We start from the raw sequence: 17694 nt of genomic DNA, 5'->3' as shown, positions 1-17694 counted from the left end.
CCCCCCCCCCCCCCCCGCCCCGCCCCGTCGATCATGCAGTTATGGCGCCAGAAAGGTCACCAATGCCCCACTCTGTCAGGTGCCACAACTGCATGATCGACGGGGCGGGGGGTGGGGGCGGGGGTGGGGGTGGGGACTGGGCGCTCCGCGTTGTTGGAGGTGCTCAGTGGCCGACGTGCAGCGCCGCCTCCTGGCGGGCCCGCTCGTCGCCGCTGACCGTGTGCAGCGCCTTCTCCCGAATGAACAGCACCGCCACCAGGGCGAGGAAGGCGATCGGCGCGCTGATCAGGAACAGCTCCGAGGTGGCGGTGGCGTACGCGTCCTGCACGATCGCCAGGATCGGCGCGGGCAGTGCGGAGAGGTCGGGTACCTCGGTCGTCCCGCCGCCGGTGGCGTTGGCCGCCGGCCCGAGCTGCTCGGTCATCAGGCTGGTCACCCGGTTGGCCAGTACCGCGCCGAGGGCGCTCACGCCGATCGCGCCACCCATGCTGCGGAAGAAGGTCAGCACGGAGGTGGCGGCCCCCAGTTCGTGGGCGGGCACGTCGTTCTGTGCCGCCAGGACCAGGTTCTGCATGAGCATGCCGACCCCGATACCAAGCAGCGCCATGTAGGTGAAGAGCAGCGGCAACGGGGTGTCGACGCCGATCGTGGCCAGCAGCAGCATCCCGACGACCATCACCGCCGCCCCGGCCACCAGGTACGCCTTCCACCGGCCGTACCTGGTGATGAGCTGGCCGGCGACCGTGGAGGAGATCAGCAGGCCGAGGATCATCGGCAGGCTCATCAGGCCGGCGATCGTCGGCGACTTGCCCAGCGAGGTCTGGAAGTACTGGGACAGGAACACCGTGCCGCCGAAGAGGGCGACGCCGACCAGCATACTGGCGATGGTGGTCAGCGCGACGGTACGGCTGCGGAAGATCTTCAGCGGGATGATCGGCTCGGGTACCCGGGACTCCACCCAGACGGCCGCCACCAGCAGCGCCAGCCCACCGACGACCATCAGCGCGGTCCAGCCGGAGGCCCAGGCGAACTTGTGACCGGCCAGGGACGACCAGATCAGCAGGGTGGAGACCCCGGCGGTGATCAGCGCCGCGCCGAGCCAGTCGATGCGTACCTTGCGGCGGACGACCGGCAGGTGCAGGGTCCGCTGGAGCAGCACGATGGACAGGATGCTGAACGGTACGCCGATCAGGAAGCACCAGCGCCAGCCCAGCCAGGACGTGTCCACCAGGAGACCGCCGATGAGCGGGCCGGCGATGGTGCCGACACCGAAGACGGCGCCGAAGATGCCGGCGTAGCGACCCAGTTCCCGGGGCGGGATCATCGCGGCCATGACGATCATCGCCAGGGCGGTCATGCCGCCGGCCCCGATGCCCTGGACGACCCGGCTGACCAGGAGCACCTCGACGTTCGGGGTGAGGCCGGCGATCAGCGAACCGACCACGAACAGGCCGAGGGAGAGCTGGATGAGCAGCTTCTTGCTGTAGAGGTCGGCCATCTTGCCCCAGAGCGGCACGGTGGCGGTCATCGCCAACAGCTCGCTGGTGACGATCCAGGTGTAGACGGTCTGGGTGCCGTTGAGATCGGCGATGATGCGGGGCAGCGCGTTGGCCACCACCGTCGAGGCGAGAATCGCGACGAACATGCCGACCATCAGCCCCGAGAGGGCTTGCAGGATCTCCCGGCGGGACATCCGGTCGGCGCCGGCCTTGGGCGCGTCGATCGGCGCAGTCATAGCTGTCATGGATCTTTCCTCACACATGGTGCTGCCCCCGGCGCGGTCACGCCGGCGGTGGGAACGGAAGTCGGTGGGGTTGGGTGTCGGCCCGCGGTTGGTCAGCCGGTGCGGGGGTCGGGCAGGCCGGCGGCGACGGCGGCGAACGCCTCGTCGAGGAGCGTCGCCAGGGAGCCGGCTCCGCCGCAGGCCGCCCATCGGACCATCGCGGTACGCAGGGCTGCTCCGGCGACCGCCACCACGAGCGCGGGGTACCCGTGGTCGACAGGCAGGCCGGTACGGTCCGCCACGGCCGAGACCAGGGCCTGTTCGGTGGTGGCGTTACCGGAGACGAGACGCGCCAGCAGCACCGGGTGCTGTACGACGACCCGCATCCGCAGCAGCCACAGTTCCGCGTCGCCCTGCATCTCGTCGACGAGTTCGACGAACGCGCGCCGCATCGCCTCCAGGGCGGGCTGCTCGGCGGGCACGGCGGCGAGGGCGCGCAGCACCCGCACGCGATCGACCTCGGTGTCGCCCACCAGGGCGTCGTCCTTGGTCGGGAAGTAGTTGAAGAACGTACGGGCGGAGACGTCCGCCGCCTCACTGATCTCCTCGACCGTCACCTGGTCGAGCCCGCGTTCGGCGACCAGCCGCAGCGCGGCGGTGGCGAGGGCGGTTCGGGTCTGCCGCTTCTTGCGGTCCCGTCGACCGAGCTGCGGGTCGTCGAAGGTCACGGCGAAACCTTAGGGCCAAACGTGCAGACCACGCAAAGTTTCAGACTGTGACGCTAGACCCGGTGAGCAACACCATGTCGGGCGAGGGACACTGTTGCCTCCTAGACAACACTGTGTGTCGCACAGTATGGTGTGACACATGGCCGTTGACGAAGTCCTACGGACACACCTCCAAGAGCTACGCCGAGGCACGGTCGTGGTGGCGAGCCTGGTCGCCCTGCGCCAACCCGACTACGGCTACGCACTGCTGCAACGACTGGCCGGGCACGGCTTCCCGGTCGACGCCAACACCCTCTACCCCCTGCTGCGCCGCCTCGAGGACCAGGGGCTGCTGACCAGCGAGTGGAACACCGAAGAGAGCCGGCCGCGCAAGTTCTACCGCACCAGTGACGCCGGCGAGCAGGTGCTGCGCCTGCTGCTCGACGACTTCGCCGCCGTGCAGGCCTCCCTGGCCACCCTGATCGAAGGAGACCCCCGATGACGAGCACCCTGACCGACCGTTATCTCTCCGCGACCCTGCGCTCGGTGCCGGTCGCACGACGCGACGAGATCGCCACCGAACTGCGCGCACTGATCGCGGACATGGTCGAGGGCCGGACCTCCACAGGCGAGGACACCGCGACCGCCGAGCGCGAGGTGCTCACCGAGTTGGGCGATCCGGCCCAGCTCGCCGCCCGCTACGCCGACCGTCGGCTCCAACTCATCGGCCCCACCTACTACCTGGCCTGGCAACGCCTGCTGATCCTGTTGCTCAGCTTCATTCCCGCCATCGCCGGGGTGACCGTCGGCCTGGTGGAGGCCACCGTCTCCGACAACCCGGCCGGCGCGATCGGCGCCGGGGTGAGCGTCGCGTTCAACGTCGCGGTGCAGGTCACCTTCTGGGTGACGGCCGTCTTCGCGGTGTTGGAACGTCTCGGCACCCCGCTGAACCTGCCCGCGTGGAACGTCGACCAGCTCCCGGACCGCCCCGTCGAACGGGACGTCACCCTCACCGACGTCTGCGCCTCGATCGTGTTCCTGGTCCTGCTCATCGCCTTCCTGCCGTGGCAGCACTTCCAGTCCGTGATGGGCGCCGGCGACCGGCTGCCGATCCTCGACCCGGCGCTCTGGTCGTTCTGGCTGCCGGCGCTCCTGATCGTCCTGGTCGCCAGCATCGGGCTGGAGCTGGCCAAGTACCGTGCCGGCCGGTGGACCTGGCCACTGGTCGCTGTCAACGCCGTGCTCAACCTGGCCTTCGCGGCGCCGGCGATCTGGCTGCTGATCACCGACCGGCTGCTCAACCCGGAGTTCGTCGACCAGTTCGCCTGGCTGCGCGACGGCGGTTTCGACACGGTCGCCCGGATCTCCGTCGTGTCGATCATCGTCATCACGCTATGGGACGTGGTCGACAGCGCGGTCAAGGCACGGCGTTCCGCGCGCTGAGCAGGAGCGGGTCTGGACCAGCGAACGTACGATGATCAGCGGAAGAACCGACACACACCGAGGGAGCGGCCGTGGAACTGATCATCGGACTGGTGTGCCTGGTGTTGATCGTCGTGGCGGTGCTCGCCTTCGGCGTGTCGATATACAACGGGCTGGTCCGGGCCCGCAACGCGTACCGCAACGCTTTTGCCCAGATCGACGTGCAGCTCGTCCGGCGGCACGACCTCATCCCCAACCTGGTGGAGACCGCCAAGGGCTACCTCAAGCACGAGCGGGAAACGCTCGAAGCGGTGATCAACGCCCGCAACGCCGCCGTCAACGCACAGGCCACCGCCGCCGCGACGCCCGGTGACCCGGCCGCGATGCAGCAGCTCAGCGGCGCGGAGAACGCGCTCAGCGCCACCCTGGGTCGGCTGTTCGCGCTCTCCGAGGCGTACCCGGACCTGAAGGCAAACCAGAACATGATGCAACTGTCGGAGGAACTGACCTCGACGGAGAACCGGGTCGCCTTCGCCCGCCAGGCGTACAACGATGCGGTGATGGCCTACAACAACAAGCGCGAGGTGTTCCCCTCCAGCGTGCTGGCCGGGATGTTCTCGTTCGGGCCGGCAGCGCTGTTCCAGCCGGACGACCCGCAGCAGCGCCAGGCGCCGCAGGTCTCGTTCTGATCGGGTCGGGCAGACGATGAACTTCTTCGAACGGCAGCGCCAGGTACGCCGGCTGTCGACCCGGCTGGTGCTGCTGTTCGTGCTGGCCGTGATCGGCATCGTCGTGGTGGTGAACCTCGCGGCATTGTTCGCCTTCAACGCCACCGCCGCCGATCCCGGTCAGCTCGCCGGCTTCATCGCGATGGTCACCGTCGCCACGGTCGCCGCGATCGGGCTGGCCGCCCTGGTGCGTACGCTCGCGTTGCGCGGTGGCGGCGGGAAGGTGGCCCGCGAGTTGGGCGGGGTGCCGGTACCGGCGAACACCACCGACCCGGAGCTGCGCCGACTGCGCAACATCGTCGAGGAGATGGCGCTGGCCTCCGGCGTACCCGTGCCCGAGGTCTACGTCCTGCCGGAGGAGACGGCGATCAACGCCTTCGCCGCCGGCTGGACCCCGTCGGACGCCGCCGTCGCCGTCACCCGGGGCGCGTTGCAGCGGCTCAACCGCGACGAACTCCAAGGGGTGATCGCTCACGAGTTCAGTCACGTCGTCAACGGCGACATGCGGCTGAACATCCGGCTGATGGGCCTGCTGTTCGGCATCCTCTTCCTGACCGTGATCGGCCGTGGGCTGGCCCGCGCCGGGGTGATCGGCGGCGGCCGGTCGCGGGGCAACAACAGCGGCGGCAGCGCCGCACCCCTGGCGCTGGTGGGTCTGGCCCTGCTGGTGGCGGGTTACGTGGGTGTGCTCGCCGGGCGACTCATTCAGGCGTCGGTGTCCCGCCAGCGGGAATACCTCGCCGACGCCTCGGCGGTGCAGTACACCCGCCAGACCCGGGGCATCGCCGGGGCGCTGAAGAAAATCGGTGGGCTGAGCGACGGGTCCGAGCTGAAGTCGCCGAAGCGCGACGAGGTGGGGCACATGCTCTTCGGCGAGGCGGCCCGTACGTCCTGGTTCGCCACCCATCCCCCGCTGGTCGACCGGATCAAGGCGTTGGAGCCGTCGTTCGACCCGGCCGAGCTTCGACAACTGTCGCAGCGGTGGGCGGCGGCACCGCCATCGGGCCGCCAGGAGGACGTCGCGATGGGCCTGGCACCGGCCGCCGCCGACCGGCCGCGCGCCGCTGAGCAGGCCCCGCCGGCTCGGCCACGGCAGGCTCAGCCCGGGCCAGCGGGGCCCGGCGAGCGGGTACGCGTCGCGCCGGACGAGGTGCTGGGCCAGGTGGCCGCGCCGACCGAGAGTGCCTACACCCACGCTGCCGCGATCCTCGACCGGATCCCGGATCCGCTGCTCGACCAGGCCCGCGACCGGGACGCGGCCGTGCCGCTGCTGCTCGGTCTGCTGCTCAGCGCCGAGCCGGAGATCCGGCAACATCAGTACGTCGCGGTGGCCCAGCGACACGGTCAGCCACTGGCCGACAGCGCGCTGCGTGCCGCCGACGACCTGGTCACCCTCCCCGCCGAGCTGCGGTTGCCCCTGGCCGAACTGGCCTTCCCGGCGCTGCGCGAGCGTCCCGACGCCGACCTGGAGTCGCTGCTGGCAGCCGTGTTCACGTTGATCCACGCCGACGGCGCGATCAACGTGACCGAGTACTGCCTGTCCCGGCTGCTGTTGGCCGAGTTGGAGGAGTCGCTGCGGCCGGACTCCCGGTGGCGTACCGACCGGCGCAAACTCACCGACGCACGCTCGGCGGCGGCTGCTCTGCTGGCCATCCTCGCCCAGGTCGGGCACCCCGAGCGAGCCGAGGCGGAACGAGCCTTCCAGGCCGGCATCGCCGCGCTGCTGCCCGGCACAAATCTGCCGTACGCACCGCCGGAGAACGGCGTGCTCGCCCTGGAGACCGCCTGGCCGGTGCTGGACGGGTTACGTCCGGCGGACAAGGAACGGCTGGTGGCGGCCACCGTTGCAGTGATCAGCCACGACGGGATGATGACCGTGCCGGAGATCGAGTTGCTGCGGACCATCTGCGGTCTGCTGCACTGCCCGCTGCCGCCGATGGCCGGCGTCACCACCGGCTGACCACCGCCCTCCCACCCGCCTGCCCGGCTGCCCGGCTGGTGCGATCCTCGGCGGTGCCACCCACGGTGCGCGGACCCGCCACCCGCCACCCGCCACCCGCCACCCGCCACCCGCGGAGCCCAACACGGAAAGCTACCGTCACTCTCCGTAGCGCCTTCGCGACCAACCCCTATCCTGCTATCCACGCTTTGCTCTGCTTCAACCCACGCACTAGCGCCTGAGCAGGCGCGTGGCAGCGGTTCCGGCCCGCAGGTGCGCTATTCGCTGACACTTTCCGTGAGCATTGCGTCGGTTGAAGCAGAGCAAAGGGAGGATGGAGGTGAGGGTTGGGGGAGGTGGGTCAGCACTGTCCGTGGGCAACGGTGGGCGGTGAGAGGCAACCCGTCGGGGGCGCGGGCGGGCGGCCCGCAGACCGGGCTGAACGGCCGATCTCACCCGACGCGACGGGCGGTCGGCGAGGGGATGGCATGCTGCCGAGGGTGACCACCGAGACCGCGCACGAGTGGCGGCAGCAGACCGAGACCACCCGCGAGCCGCAGGCCGAGGCCGATGACGAATGGCGTCGGCCGGGGCCGACGCCGGAGCAGCGGCGGGTGGACCTGTACGCCGGGCTGGCCGCCACGGCCATCGCCCTGCTCAGCCTGACGTTGGCGCGCAGCACCGGGACCTTCGCGTTAGGACCGCCACCCTCGGGGGTCGAACAGCTCATCTGGACCGTGGCGGTGCCGCTGCCGCTGATCTGGCGACGGCGTTTCCCCGCCGTCAGCGCGCTGGCCGTGTCGGTCGCGTTCATCGGATCGCAGGTCCGTGCCGTGCCCGAGTGGCAGCTTTCCTCCTGGGCGCTGTTCGTCGCCATCTACACGCTGGGTGCCTGGGGCCAGGATCGCCGGCTGTCCCGGCGACTGCGGATCGGCGTGATCGTCGCGATGTTCGCCTGGCTCGGGATCGCCTACATGCTGAGCTACAGCGAGATCACCGCCGAGACCTTCGCCGACGCCGTCGGGCCGGTGCCGCCGGTGCTCGCCGCGATCGTCACCGGCATCCTGGTCAACGCGCTGTACTTCGGGTTCGCGTACTTCTTCGGTGAGACCGCCTGGGTGGCCGCCCGCCGCCAGCACGAACTGGCCGAGCAGGCGGAGCGACTGCGCCGGTCACAGGCCGAGGTACGCGAGCACGCGGTGGTCGGCGAACGGGTCCGGATCGCCCGCGAACTGCACGACGTGGTCGCCCACCACGTGTCGGTGATGGGGGTGCAGGCGGCCGCCTGCCGTCGGGTCCTCGACAAGGATCCGACGAAGGCGCGTACCGCGCTCGCCTCCATCGAGGAGACCGCCCGCCAGGCGGTCGACGAGTTGCGCCGGATGCTCGGCGTGCTGCGGGCCCGCGACGGCGACCCGGAAGGCACCCGGCAGCCGGCCGGAGTCGACCAGATCGCCGCCGTGGTGGACCGGGCCGGTGAGGCCGGGCTCCGCGCCACCCTGGGGGTGTACGGCGACCCGGTGCCGCTCCCGGAGTCGGTTTCCCAGGCCGCGTACCGGGTGGTGCAGGAGGCCGTGACGAACGCGTTGAAGCACGCCACCGGCGCGAGTCTGCTCGACGTCCGGATCCGCTATCTGGCACAGGAGATGGAGGTCGAGGTGAGCGACGACGGTCGGGCCACCCGCCCCGCGAACACCGACGGGCTGGGACTGATCGGCATGCGGGAGCGGATCACCGCCCACGGCGGCCAGCTGGAGGTCGGTCCGCGTACCGGCGGGGGCTGGCGAGTCCGGGTCCGCTTCCCGCTGCCGGCGGGGGGTGTGGTGTGAACCCGATCCGCGTGCTTCTCGTCGACGATCACCACCTCGTGCGTACCGGCTTCCGGGTGATCCTGGAGATCGAGGACGACATCGACGTGGTCGGCGAGGCCGCCGATGGGGAACGGGCCGTCGGCATGACCCGGGCCCTGCGTCCGGACGTGGTCCTGATGGACGTGGAGATGCCCGGTGTCGACGGGTTGGAGGCCACCCGGCGGATCAGCGCCGACGACGACGAGCCGGGTGGACCGGCCGTGCTGATGCTGACCACGTTCGACCGCGACGACTACCTGTTCGCCGCGCTCCGCGCCGGAGCGAGTGGCTTCCTGCTCAAGAACGGCACGCCGGAGGCACTTGTCGACGCGATCCGGGTGGTGGCCCGCGGCGACGGTCTGCTCGCCCCGGAGCTCACCCGACGGGTGATCGCCACCTTCGCCCGCCCCGGCGGCCAGCCAAGCGGTGACGTGGCAGCGAAGACGGCGCTGGGCAGCCTGACGCCCCGGGAACGGGAGGTTCTCGTGCTCGTCGCCGGGGGCGCCAGCAACGCCGAGATCGCCGCCAGCCTCTACCTCGGCGAGGCGACGGTGAAGTCACACGTCAGCCGGGTACTGGCGAAGCTGGGTCTGCGGGACCGGGTGCAGGCGGTGGTCTTCGCGTACGAACACGGGGTGGTCCGGCCCGGCGGGTGAGCATCTCCTCCGCGAGGTGGAGCCCGGATCTCCGTCCCCGGACGGACGGCGAAGCATGATCGACAATTTAGCGTGTACCCCGTGACCAACGTGCTTCGCCTCGACGGCGTCGACCGCAGCTTCGGCGACCGTCAGGTACTCCGGAACGTCTCCTTCGACGTCGTCGCCGGCCGGATGACCGGCTTCGTGGGCGGCAACGGCGCCGGCAAGACGACCACCATGCGGATCATCCTCGGGGTGCTCGCCGCGGACGCCGGCCAGGTGACCTGGCAGGGTGCGCCGCTGACCCGGGAGGTACGGAGCCGCTTCGGATACATGCCCGAGGAACGCGGGCTGTATCCGAAGATGAGCGTCCGCGAACAGGTGATCTACCTCGGCCAGTTGCACGGGCTGACCAGCGAGGCCGCGCGCCGCGCCACCGACGGGCTGCTTGAGCGGGTCGGTCTCGCCGAGCGGGGCGACGATCTGCTCGAGACGCTGTCCCTGGGCAACCAGCAACGCGCCCAGATCGCCGCCGCGCTGGTGCACGACCCCGAGGTGCTGATCCTCGACGAGCCCTTCTCCGGGCTGGACCCACTGGCCGTGGACACCGTCGTCGGCGTCCTGCGGGAGCGGGCCGTCGCCGGTGCTCCGGTGCTCTTCTCCAGCCACCAGCTCGACGTGGTCGAACGGCTCTGCGACGACCTGGTGATCATCGCGGACGGCTCGATCCGCGCCGCCGGCAGCCGGGAGCAGTTGCGCTCGGCGTACACCACGCCCCGCTATGAGCTGGTGGTGGAGAGCGACGCCGGCTGGGTGCGCGACCACCCCGGGGTGAGCCTGGTGGACCTCGACGGCGCGCGCGCCGTCTTCGACCTGGCCGCCGGCACCGACGAACAGCCCGTGCTGCGCGCCGCGCTGGAGCGCGGTCCGGTCCGCGCGTTCCGCCCGGTCACCCCCACCCTCGCCGAGATCTTCCGAGAGGTCGCCCAGTGAACGTCATGCAGGCCACCCGTCTGGTCGCCGCCCGGGAGATCCGGGTCAAGCTGCGCGACCGCACCTTCCTGATCAGCACGGTGGTCTTCCTGCTGATCGCTGCGGCGGCGACGATCCTGCCGCCACTGCTGTCCGGCGGCCCGTCCACCGTGGCGGTGACCGAGGCAGCGGCCGGCCCGTTGCGGGCGGCAGGGTTGGAGGTGCTCGCCGTACCCGACGATGCCGCTGCCGAGCAGGCGGTGCGCGACGGCGATGCGGACGCCGCGGTCGTCGCCGGCCCGGAGGTGCTCGCCATGAACGACGCCCCCAACGACGTCGTCGCCGCGTTGAGCACCGAACCCCCGGTCCGGCTGCTGAACCCGGACGCGGTGGATCCGGTGGTGGCCTTCCTGGTGCCGTTCGCCTTCGCCTTCATCTTCTTCATCACCTCGCAGACCTTCGGGGCGCAGATCGCGCAGAGCATCATCGAGGAGAAGCAGACCCGAATCGTGGAGATCCTCGTCGCCGCGGTACCGGTCCGTGCCCTGCTGGCCGGGAAGATGATCGCCGGTACGATCCTCGCGCTCGGGCAGATCGCCCTGGTGGCCGTGGTGGCGGTGGCCGGCATGGCGTTCGGCGACAACACTGCGTTGTTGTCGCTGCTCGGACCGGCGATCGGCTGGTTCGTGCCGTTCTTCCTGCTCGGCTTCGTGCTGATCGCGTCGATGTGGGCGGCGGCCGGCGCGCTGGTCAGCCGGCTGGAGGACATCGGCGGCGTGTCGATGCCCGTCCAGCTCGCGGTGATGCTGCCGTTCTTCGGGGTGATCTTCCTCAACGAGAACGTCACCGCCATGCGGGTGCTGTCCTACCTGCCATTCTCCTCGCCGACGGCGATGCCACTGCGGCTGTTCAGCGGCGATGCCGCCGGCTGGGAGATGGTTGCCTCGCTGGCGCTGCTCCTGGTCGCGGCGGCGGGCTTCCTGCTCGCCGGCGCCCGGGTGTACGAGGGCTCGCTGCTGCGGACCAACGGCCGCACCTCGATCCGCACCGCCTGGCGCGAACGCGAAACCCTCGGCTGACCCGGCCGCTTGATCGTCTGCGGCAGTCCGCGCTTTGAGGCAGCAGTATCCCCGAAGTTGCTGCCTCAAAGCGGCGCGATGCCGCAGTTTCCCCGAAGTTGCTGTCTCATTCGATCATGGGTGGGGCGGGATGGCTGCCCAGTCGGCTGGCAGGCGGGGGGTGGGCCAGGTGGGGTCGGGTTGCCAGGTCTTCCAGGATTCGTCCCACCAGCGCTCACCGGCGTCGAGCAGGGCGGCGATCCGGTCACCCTCGGCGCGGATCGCCTCGCCCATGCCCGGGTAGCGTCCCTCCACCAGCCGCTGGGCGAAGATTTCGACATCCTTGAAGACGTACCGGTCGGCGTCCGCCGCCCACCACAGGTCCAGCTCGTGGTCGAGCGTGTCCACCCCGATCGGGGTACGCCGGAACGGATCCTGAAGGTTGAAGTACCACCCGGCGAAGGCGCGCTCCGGACCGGTCCAGAACACGTCGATCGAGTGCGCCTCGCCGGGCCGCTGCAGCATCAGCTTGCCGTGCCCGGTCCAAGCGGTGTGCCCGGCGAGCTGCCACGGATGCCGACCGCACGGGAACTCACCCTGCTCGGGAAAGCCGAACTCGGCGCCGGGCGGCAGGTAGAGCGCGAGCAGGTCGGCTGAATCCTCGACACAGACGGTCGGCACCGCGAACCACGCCTCGCCGTGCAGGACCTCCCGCCGGACCACCAGGTCTCCGGGTGTGAACCGTTGCGTTGCCGTCACCGCTCCTCCAGTCAGTCTCCCGCCAACTCCGGTCGATGTTCCCTGATCCACGCCTCCACGTCCGACTTCCGCCACACCTTGCCCTGCATCAGCTCTGCGATCGGCTCGCCGGATTGGACGTGCCGGGCGTGCACCGCGACCTGGCCCTGCCCCACGGCGCGGATGCTGCTGCGGCACGAGTACGGTCCCGACCGGGTCGGCCTCTCGGTGTACCTGGCCGGGATGCTCTTCGACGCCACCGGGGACCTGCTGCGCCTCGCCGGAAGCCCACCACCTGCCCCGGACGAACTCTTCGAGCGCTTCCTGGCCTGGGTCGCGCCACGGATCCGGGTCGACTACCACCGCGATGTCAGCGGCAACTGACTCGTCGCCCGGCGACCGGCAGGAGCACCTCCGATACGAAAGAGGTGCCGACCAGCACGGTCGGCACCTCTCATGCTCGTCGCCGGGTCAGCCGACGGCGGCCATGACCTCGTCTGAGACATCGAAGTTCGCGTAGACGTTCTGCACGTCGTCGCTGTCCTCCAGGACGTCGATCAGCTTGAAGATCTTGCGTGCGCCCTCCTCGTCGAGGGGCACGGTGACACTGGGGATCAGCGAGGATTCGGCCGACTCGTACTCGATGCCGGCGTCCTGCAGCGCGGTCCGCACGGCGATCAGGTCACCCGGCTCGGAGACCACCTCGAACGCCTCGTCGAGGTCGTTGACCTCCTCGGCACCCGCGTCGAGGACGGCCAGCATCACGTCGTCCTCGGTGGTGCCGGCCTTGGGCACGATCACCACACCCTTGCGGGAGAACATGTATGACACCGAGCCGGCGTCGGCGAACGAACCGCCGTTGCGGGTCAGGGCGGTGCGTACCTCGGTGGCGGCGCGGTTGCGGTTGTCGGTCAGGCACTCGATCAGCAGCGCGACACCGTTCGGGCCGTACCCCTCATACATGATCGTCTGGTAGTCGGCACCGCCGGCCTCCAGGCCGGAGCCGCGCTTGACGGCCCGGTCGATGTTGTCGTTGGGGACCGAGTTCTTCTTGGCCTTCTGGATCGCGTCGTAGAGGGTCGGGTTGCCGGCCGGATCACCGCCGCCGGTACGCGCCGCGACCTCCACATTCTTGATCAGCTTGGCGAACATCTTGCCGCGCTTGGCGTCGATGACCGCCTTCTTGTGCTTGGTCGTCGCCCACTTTGAGTGGCCGGACATCTGTTACCTCCGTTGCTACCCGCCGCCTGCATCGACCGCACCGCGCACGCCCCGCTCCGCACCGGCGCACACGGTGGTGCCGGTCAGCTCTGGTGGAAGCCGTGGACGGGCAGATGGCTCCGCCGAATCTCGACAATCCTACCGACGGACGGCGGGTGAACGTCACCCGCCGCACGTCGGCCGCCGGCCCACTCTCCCCCGATCGACACAAAGCGGACGAAGTCACTCCCCCATGCCATACGACCCCAACACTGTGAACTCGGCAGTGCTGCGCTGCTCGCAGCGCTCGTCGAGCTCCGCCCGGAAGCGGCCGAACGACTCCAACGACGGCAGCGGTCCGGGCAGATCCGGGCCCATGACGACGTCGATGAAGCTGAGCCCGTCGTCGAGCCGCAGGGTCTGATAGCGGAACCCGGGCGGGCGGAGCCGGGCCAGGTCCCGGTACACCGCGTCGAGCAGGGCCAGATGTTCGTCGAGGCGGTCGGCCCGGAGCCGGTAGCTGATCAGGAGGGTGTCCACGCTCATCGCACCGGGACCGGCAGCGGTACGGCGTCGCGGAAGGCGTCCACCAGTTCGGTCGCCATCAGCGCCAGTTCGGCGCCGCGCTCCGGCGCGGGTGCGATGCGGGCGTGCGCGGTCGGGTCGGCGGCGCTCTCGGCGGGCCACTGGAAGTCGGTGAAGAGCTGCAACTCGACGTGGCCCGACACGACCGTCATGCCCACCTCGCCCAGGATCACCCGGAGGTGCTCGGCCGCCTGCCCGCCTCCGCGAGCGCCGTAACTGAGCACTCCGGCCGGCTTGCCGCGCCACTCGGCATCCAGGTAGTCGATGGCGTTCTTCAGCACCGCCGGGACCGAGCTGTTGTACTCCGGGGTGACGAAGATGAAGGCGTCGCAGGCCGACACCACCGACGACCAGCGGCGGGTGTGGTCGTGACGGTAGTCGCCGAACCGGGCAGGCACCGGTTCGTCCAGCATCGGCAGCCGCTGCTCGGCGAGATCGACAAGCTCGACGGTCAGCTCACCCGCCCGCGCCGCCGGATGCCCGGCCATCGTCTCGGCCACCCATTTCGCCACCGCCGGGCCACGCCGCCCCGGGCGACTGCTGCCCACGACCAGGCCCACCGTGATCGGTCCGTTCTCGTGCGTTCTGTTCATGACCCGATCCCACAACCGCCGGCAACACTCGGGGAGACCGGCGTGAGGGTAGCCCCGGTGGGGACATGCTCCGGGACGGCGATCGGGGCAGACTGGACGCGTGATGGACGGCGAGTTGGGCGCGTTCCTCCGCAGCCGCCGCGAGGCGCTACGACCTGAGCAGGTGGGGTTGCCCACCAACGGCCGACGGCGTACGCCGGGGCTGCGGCGTGCGGAGTTGGCCACGTTGGCCCAGGTCAGCGTGGAGTACCTGACCCGGCTCGAACAGGGCCGGGACACCCGCCCGTCGCCCGGCATCCTCGCCGCGCTGGCCGAGGCGCTGCGGCTCGACGACGCCGACCGGCGGCACCTTCAGCAACTCGCGTCGGTCGACCAACGCCGGGAGCTGTGCGCGGGCGGGCGGCCGTTCGTGTCGCGTACCGTCCGTCCGCAGGTCAGGACGCTGCTGGAGGCACTGCGGGACCGGCCGGCGTACCTGCTCAACCGGCTCGGTGACGTGCTGGCCTGGAACGAGTCGTTCGACCGGTTGGCTCGCCCGCTGGGACTGCTCGACGACGAGCAGCCCAACCTGGTGTGGTTCGTCTTCGCCGACGGACGGGCGCCGGAGCATTTCCCCGACTGGTCCGACCTCGCCGACCAGCAGGTCGCCGACCTGCACCGGTTGCGCGGGGGTGACCCGGCCACCGACGCGTTCGCCGAGCGGCTCGACCGTACCGTCGGGGTTCCGTTCCGGTCGCGGTGGCAGCGCCGGCCGGTCGCGGTGCAGTCCAGCGGGGTGCGCTGGCTGCGGCATCCGCAGGTGGGGGCGCTGCGACTGTCGTACGAGACGCTGGACCTCGCCGACGACCAGCAGCGACTGGTGGTGCAGCAGCCCGCCGACGCGGACAGCGCCGCCGCGCTGGACCGCCTGCTGGGTCGCCGCCCCGGCGGTCTGCGCTCGGTCGCCGGCTGAAGCCGAGACCCCCCACCCCACCGCCGCCGCACCCGCCGCACCCGCCGCACCCGCCGCGAAGATCCGAGCAGTTTCGGGGATGTTGCTGCCTCGAAGTGAGTTGAGGCAGCAACATCCCCGAAGTTGCTGCCTCACGTGGCCCGGCGGGCGACGCGGGCGCGGCCCCGCGGACGACGCGGGCGCGGCCCCGCGGACGACGCGGGCGCGGCCCCGCGGGCGACGCGGGCGTGGCCCGGCGGGCGGCGCAGGAGGGATGGCGGGTGGCAGGAGCGTGGGGTGGCGGGGTGTGATCAGCGGAGGGCGCGGACCAGGTTGACGAAGTAGGTGTGCAGGCGGTGGTCGCCGGTGAGTTCCGGGTGGAAGGAGGTGGCCAGCAGGTTGCCCTGGCGTACGGCGACGATCCGGCCGGTCGCCGGTCCGTCGGCCACCGTGCCCAGTACCTCGACGCCCTCGCCGACCCACTCGACCCAGGGCGCGCGGATGAAGACCGCGTGCAGCGGGCCTCCGGGAATGCCGGCGATCTCCACCGGCGCCTCGAAGGAGTCGACCTGCCGACCGAACGCGTTGCGCCGGACGGTCATCGCGATGCCGTCGAAGCCACGCTGGTCCGGACGGCCGTCGAGCACCTCGGTGGCCAGCATGATCATTCCGGCGCACGAGCCGTAGACCGGCATCCCGTCCGCGATCCGTTTGTCGATCGGGCCACGCAGCTCGAAGATGTCGACCAGCTTGCTGATCGTGGTCGACTCCCCGCCCGGGATCACCAGGCCGTCGATCGCGTCCAGTTCCGCCGGCCGGCGTACGGTGTGGGCCTGTGCCCCCGCTGCGGTCAGGGCGGTGACGTGTTCGCGTACGTCGCCCTGCAGGGCGAGGACACCGATGACGGGTGCCGTCACGTGCGTTCCCTCCGAGGTGTTAGTAGGGGCCCCCTGCTATACACGAGGCGTTAACAGGGTGCCCTTCCTTACACGTCACCAGCCGCGGTCGGCGAGGCGGTGCGGGACGGGGATGTCGTCGACGTTGATGCCGACCATCGCCTCGCCGAGGCCCCGGGACACCTTGGCCAGCACGTCCGGGTCGTCGTGGAAGGTGGTCGCCTTCACGATCGCGGCGGCCCGCTGGGCCGGGTTGCCGGACTTGAAGATGCCGGAGCCGACGAAGACGCCCTCGGCACCGAGCTGCATCATCATCGCCGCGTCGGCCGGGGTGGCGATGCCACCGGCGGTGAAGAGCACCACCGGCAGCTTGCCGGTCTCGGCGACCTCCTTGACCAGCTCGTACGGGGCCTGCAGCTCCTTCGCCGCGACGAACAGCTCGTCGGTCGGCAGCGAGGACAGGCGGCGGATTTCCTGGCGGATCTTCCGCATGTGGGTGGTGGCGTTGGAGACGTCGCCGGTGCCGGCCTCGCCCTTGGAGCGGATCATGGCCGCGCCCTCGGTGATCCGGCGCAGCGCCTCGCCCAGGTTGGTGGCACCGCAGACGAAGGGCACCGTGAAGGCCCACTTGTCGATGTGGTTGGCGTAGTCGGCCGGGGTGAGCACCTCGGACTCGTCGACGTAGTCGACCCCGAGGGACTGGAGGATCTGCGCCTCCACGAAGTGGCCGATGCGGGCCTTGGCCATCACCGGAATGGAGACCGCGTTGATGATGCCGTCGATCATGTCGGGGTCGCTCATCCGGGACACCCCGCCCTGGGCGCGGATGTCCGCGGGGACCCGCTCCAGCGCCATGACGGCGACCGCGCCGGCGTCCTCGGCGATCTTGGCCTGCTCGGCGGTGACCACGTCCATGATCACGCCGCCCTTGAGCATCTCGGCCATGCCGCGCTTGACACGGGCGGTGCCGACGACCGGGGTGGCGCTGGCGTTCGGGGAAGTCGTCTCGGACACGTCGTCGCTCCTCAGGCGTCCTCGGGAGGTGGCAGCGCAGATGCTACGCCCGAGCCAACGCCGCTCCGACAGCCAATCAGACCCGTGGTGGCCTGCTGTGTGGTCGCCGTCACGTGCCGGAGCCGTCGCCCGATCGTCGAAGGGTCGGCGGCGGTGATCCGGGGTGCCCCTGGGGGCGCGGGCGACTCGGCGGACGCGGTCAGCGGCTGGACACGTCAGCGGCGGGGATGGCGAGGGTCGGGTCGTCGATGTCGAAGTAGCGCGGCCAGGTGTGCCGGCGTCCCATCCGTAGCAGCCGCACCAGGGGCCGGCCGCGCGCCGACCGGGCGTCGCGGACCAGGTCGGTGTGCACCTGGCGGGCCAGGGCGAGTCGCCGGCTGGCCGCGATGACCGCCTCACAGTCGGCGTCGGTGGGGTCGAGCTGGATGCTCCGCAGTTGCCGGGTGAGGTCGTTCTCGGCCGCCTCCCGCTCGTCGGGCTGGGCGTCGAGGGCGATCCGCGCCGCCGCGTACAGCTCGACGCCGTCGCGGCGCTCGGCGAGCACCGCCGCGGCGGCGGCCCGGCGCAGCAGATGGGCGTCCAGGGCACGGGCGGCGAGTTGGGCGCGGTCCTGGAGCCGCTCGACCCGGCCGGCGGTCCAGATCAGGTACACCGCCACCAGGGCGACGACCACCGTCGCGCCCACCACCCACCACATGCC

The 17694-nt window shown here is 70.7% G+C and carries 20 protein-coding genes; 10 read left to right on the top strand and 10 right to left on the bottom strand.

Annotated features, from left to right (window positions below; translation table 11 throughout):
• Positions 1 to 163 precede the first annotated feature (163 nt).
• Together Vlu01_RS16410 and Vlu01_RS16405 are read right to left on the bottom strand one after the other, a co-directional pair.
• Positions 164 to 1744, bottom strand: coding sequence for an MDR family MFS transporter (locus tag Vlu01_RS16410; protein WP_505840342.1), 1581 nt, complete (start codon positions 1742 to 1744; stop codon positions 164 to 166).
• 92 nt (positions 1745 to 1836) lie between these two features.
• A complete protein-coding gene (locus Vlu01_RS16405; protein ID WP_204000011.1) occupies positions 1837 to 2451 on the bottom strand; it encodes an acyl-CoA-like ligand-binding transcription factor in 615 nt (204 codons plus the stop codon).
• Between the two features lie 139 nt (positions 2452 to 2590).
• Between Vlu01_RS16405 and Vlu01_RS16400 the strand changes: the two genes are divergently transcribed.
• The 8 genes from Vlu01_RS16400 to Vlu01_RS16365 all read left to right on the top strand — a co-directional run bounded on the left by Vlu01_RS16400 (position 2591) and on the right by Vlu01_RS16365 (position 11058).
• Positions 2591 to 2932: a PadR family transcriptional regulator gene (locus tag Vlu01_RS16400; RefSeq protein WP_204000009.1), complete on the top strand. Its 342-nt coding sequence runs from the start codon at positions 2591 to 2593 to the stop codon at positions 2930 to 2932.
• Complete coding sequence (locus tag Vlu01_RS16395; RefSeq protein WP_204000007.1) at positions 2929 to 3873, top strand: HAAS signaling domain-containing protein; 945 nt, start codon at positions 2929 to 2931, stop codon at positions 3871 to 3873. Before Vlu01_RS16400 ends, Vlu01_RS16395 begins: the two co-directional genes overlap by 4 nt.
• Before the next feature lie 71 nt (positions 3874 to 3944).
• Complete coding sequence (locus Vlu01_RS16390; RefSeq protein ID WP_204000004.1) at positions 3945 to 4541, top strand: LemA family protein; 597 nt, start codon at positions 3945 to 3947, stop codon at positions 4539 to 4541.
• 16 nt (positions 4542 to 4557) lie between these two features.
• Positions 4558 to 6540, top strand: a complete 1983-nt coding sequence (locus Vlu01_RS16385; protein ID WP_204000000.1) for a M48 family metallopeptidase — start codon at positions 4558 to 4560, stop codon at positions 6538 to 6540.
• Between the two features lie 593 nt (positions 6541 to 7133).
• The gene (locus Vlu01_RS16380) at positions 7134 to 8348 is read left to right on the top strand and encodes a sensor histidine kinase (protein ID WP_239095941.1); all 1215 of its coding nucleotides are present in this window, start codon (positions 7134 to 7136) and stop codon (positions 8346 to 8348) included.
• Entirely contained in the window at positions 8345 to 9025 is a 681-nt protein-coding gene (locus tag Vlu01_RS16375) for a response regulator (protein WP_203999994.1), read from the top strand. The genes Vlu01_RS16380 and Vlu01_RS16375 overlap by 4 nt, the downstream gene beginning before the upstream one ends.
• Before the next feature lie 81 nt (positions 9026 to 9106).
• The gene (locus tag Vlu01_RS16370) at positions 9107 to 10000 is read left to right on the top strand and encodes an ABC transporter ATP-binding protein (RefSeq protein ID WP_203999991.1); all 894 of its coding nucleotides are present in this window, start codon (positions 9107 to 9109) and stop codon (positions 9998 to 10000) included.
• The gene (locus tag Vlu01_RS16365; protein ID WP_203999988.1) at positions 9997 to 11058 is read left to right on the top strand and encodes an ABC transporter permease; all 1062 of its coding nucleotides are present in this window, start codon (positions 9997 to 9999) and stop codon (positions 11056 to 11058) included. Before Vlu01_RS16370 ends, Vlu01_RS16365 begins: the two co-directional genes overlap by 4 nt.
• A 114-nt stretch (positions 11059 to 11172) precedes the next feature.
• On the opposite strand, the gene Vlu01_RS16360 is transcribed toward Vlu01_RS16365, so the two are convergent.
• A complete protein-coding gene (locus tag Vlu01_RS16360; protein ID WP_239095932.1) occupies positions 11173 to 11796 on the bottom strand; it encodes a ribonuclease FAU-1 family protein in 624 nt (207 codons plus the stop codon).
• Between the two features lie 11 nt (positions 11797 to 11807).
• Positions 11808 to 11951 carry a protein-tyrosine phosphatase family protein gene (locus Vlu01_RS16355; RefSeq protein WP_204000109.1) on the bottom strand — a complete coding sequence of 48 codons (144 nt, stop codon included), beginning with the start codon at positions 11949 to 11951 and terminating at the stop codon, positions 11808 to 11810.
• Between the two features lie 7 nt (positions 11952 to 11958).
• Between Vlu01_RS16355 and Vlu01_RS16350 the strand changes: the two genes are divergently transcribed.
• Positions 11959 to 12159, top strand: coding sequence for a hypothetical protein (locus Vlu01_RS16350; protein ID WP_239095931.1), 201 nt, complete (start codon positions 11959 to 11961; stop codon positions 12157 to 12159).
• A gap of 87 nt (positions 12160 to 12246) precedes the next feature.
• On the opposite strand, the gene Vlu01_RS16345 is transcribed toward Vlu01_RS16350, so the two are convergent.
• From Vlu01_RS16345 to Vlu01_RS16335, 3 genes are all read right to left on the bottom strand, one after another.
• Positions 12247 to 12996, bottom strand: a complete 750-nt coding sequence (locus tag Vlu01_RS16345) for a YebC/PmpR family DNA-binding transcriptional regulator (protein WP_203999985.1) — start codon at positions 12994 to 12996, stop codon at positions 12247 to 12249.
• 222 nt (positions 12997 to 13218) lie between these two features.
• Entirely contained in the window at positions 13219 to 13521 is a 303-nt protein-coding gene (locus Vlu01_RS16340; RefSeq protein WP_203999982.1) for a hypothetical protein, read from the bottom strand.
• Complete coding sequence (locus Vlu01_RS16335) at positions 13518 to 14153, bottom strand: NADPH-dependent FMN reductase (RefSeq protein ID WP_203999979.1); 636 nt, start codon at positions 14151 to 14153, stop codon at positions 13518 to 13520. The genes Vlu01_RS16340 and Vlu01_RS16335 overlap by 4 nt, the downstream gene beginning before the upstream one ends.
• A 103-nt stretch (positions 14154 to 14256) precedes the next feature.
• Here Vlu01_RS16335 and Vlu01_RS16330 point away from each other — a divergent pair, with 103 nt between their 5' ends.
• Positions 14257 to 15105, top strand: coding sequence for a helix-turn-helix transcriptional regulator (locus Vlu01_RS16330; RefSeq protein WP_239095940.1), 849 nt, complete (start codon positions 14257 to 14259; stop codon positions 15103 to 15105).
• Between the two features lie 290 nt (positions 15106 to 15395).
• On the opposite strand, the gene pdxT is transcribed toward Vlu01_RS16330, so the two are convergent.
• From pdxT to Vlu01_RS16315, 3 genes are all read right to left on the bottom strand, one after another.
• Positions 15396 to 16001, bottom strand: a complete 606-nt coding sequence (gene pdxT / locus Vlu01_RS16325) for a pyridoxal 5'-phosphate synthase glutaminase subunit PdxT (protein WP_203999973.1) — start codon at positions 15999 to 16001, stop codon at positions 15396 to 15398.
• 75 nt (positions 16002 to 16076) lie between these two features.
• Complete coding sequence (pdxS, locus tag Vlu01_RS16320; RefSeq protein WP_203999970.1) at positions 16077 to 16994, bottom strand: pyridoxal 5'-phosphate synthase lyase subunit PdxS; 918 nt, start codon at positions 16992 to 16994, stop codon at positions 16077 to 16079.
• Positions 16995 to 17193: 199 nt separating this feature from the next.
• Positions 17194 to 17691, bottom strand: a complete 498-nt coding sequence (locus Vlu01_RS16315) for a hypothetical protein (protein WP_203999966.1) — start codon at positions 17689 to 17691, stop codon at positions 17194 to 17196.
• Positions 17692 to 17694: the final 3 nt, after the last annotated feature.

The sequence above is a fragment of the Micromonospora lutea genome (genome assembly GCF_016863535.1).
GTDB lineage: Bacteria > Actinomycetota > Actinomycetes > Mycobacteriales > Micromonosporaceae > Micromonospora > Micromonospora lutea.
This window is presented reverse-complemented; position numbering and strand designations above follow the sequence as displayed.

Excerpts from the sequence above, each read along its gene's own strand:
- Vlu01_RS16395 (WP_204000007.1), top strand. The coding sequence starts at position 2,929 with ATGACGAGCACCCTGACCGACCGTTATCTCTCCGCGACCCTGCGCTCG.
- Vlu01_RS16400 (WP_204000009.1), top strand. The coding sequence starts at position 2,591 with ATGGCCGTTGACGAAGTCCTACGGACACACCTCCAAGAGCTACGCCGA.
- Vlu01_RS16385 (WP_204000000.1), top strand. The coding sequence starts at position 4,558 with ATGAACTTCTTCGAACGGCAGCGCCAGGTACGCCGGCTGTCGACCCGG.
- Vlu01_RS16340 (WP_203999982.1), bottom strand. The coding sequence starts at position 13,521 with ATGAGCGTGGACACCCTCCTGATCAGCTACCGGCTCCGGGCCGACCGC.
- Vlu01_RS16350 (WP_239095931.1), top strand. The coding sequence starts at position 11,959 with ATGCTGCTGCGGCACGAGTACGGTCCCGACCGGGTCGGCCTCTCGGTG.
- Vlu01_RS16410 (WP_505840342.1), bottom strand. The coding sequence starts at position 1,744 with ATGACAGCTATGACTGCGCCGATCGACGCGCCCAAGGCCGGCGCCGAC.
- Vlu01_RS16330 (WP_239095940.1), top strand. The coding sequence starts at position 14,257 with ATGGACGGCGAGTTGGGCGCGTTCCTCCGCAGCCGCCGCGAGGCGCTA.
- Vlu01_RS16345 (WP_203999985.1), bottom strand. The coding sequence starts at position 12,996 with ATGTCCGGCCACTCAAAGTGGGCGACGACCAAGCACAAGAAGGCGGTC.
- Vlu01_RS16315 (WP_203999966.1), bottom strand. The coding sequence starts at position 17,691 with ATGTGGTGGGTGGTGGGCGCGACGGTGGTCGTCGCCCTGGTGGCGGTG.
- Vlu01_RS16335 (WP_203999979.1), bottom strand. The coding sequence starts at position 14,153 with ATGAACAGAACGCACGAGAACGGACCGATCACGGTGGGCCTGGTCGTG.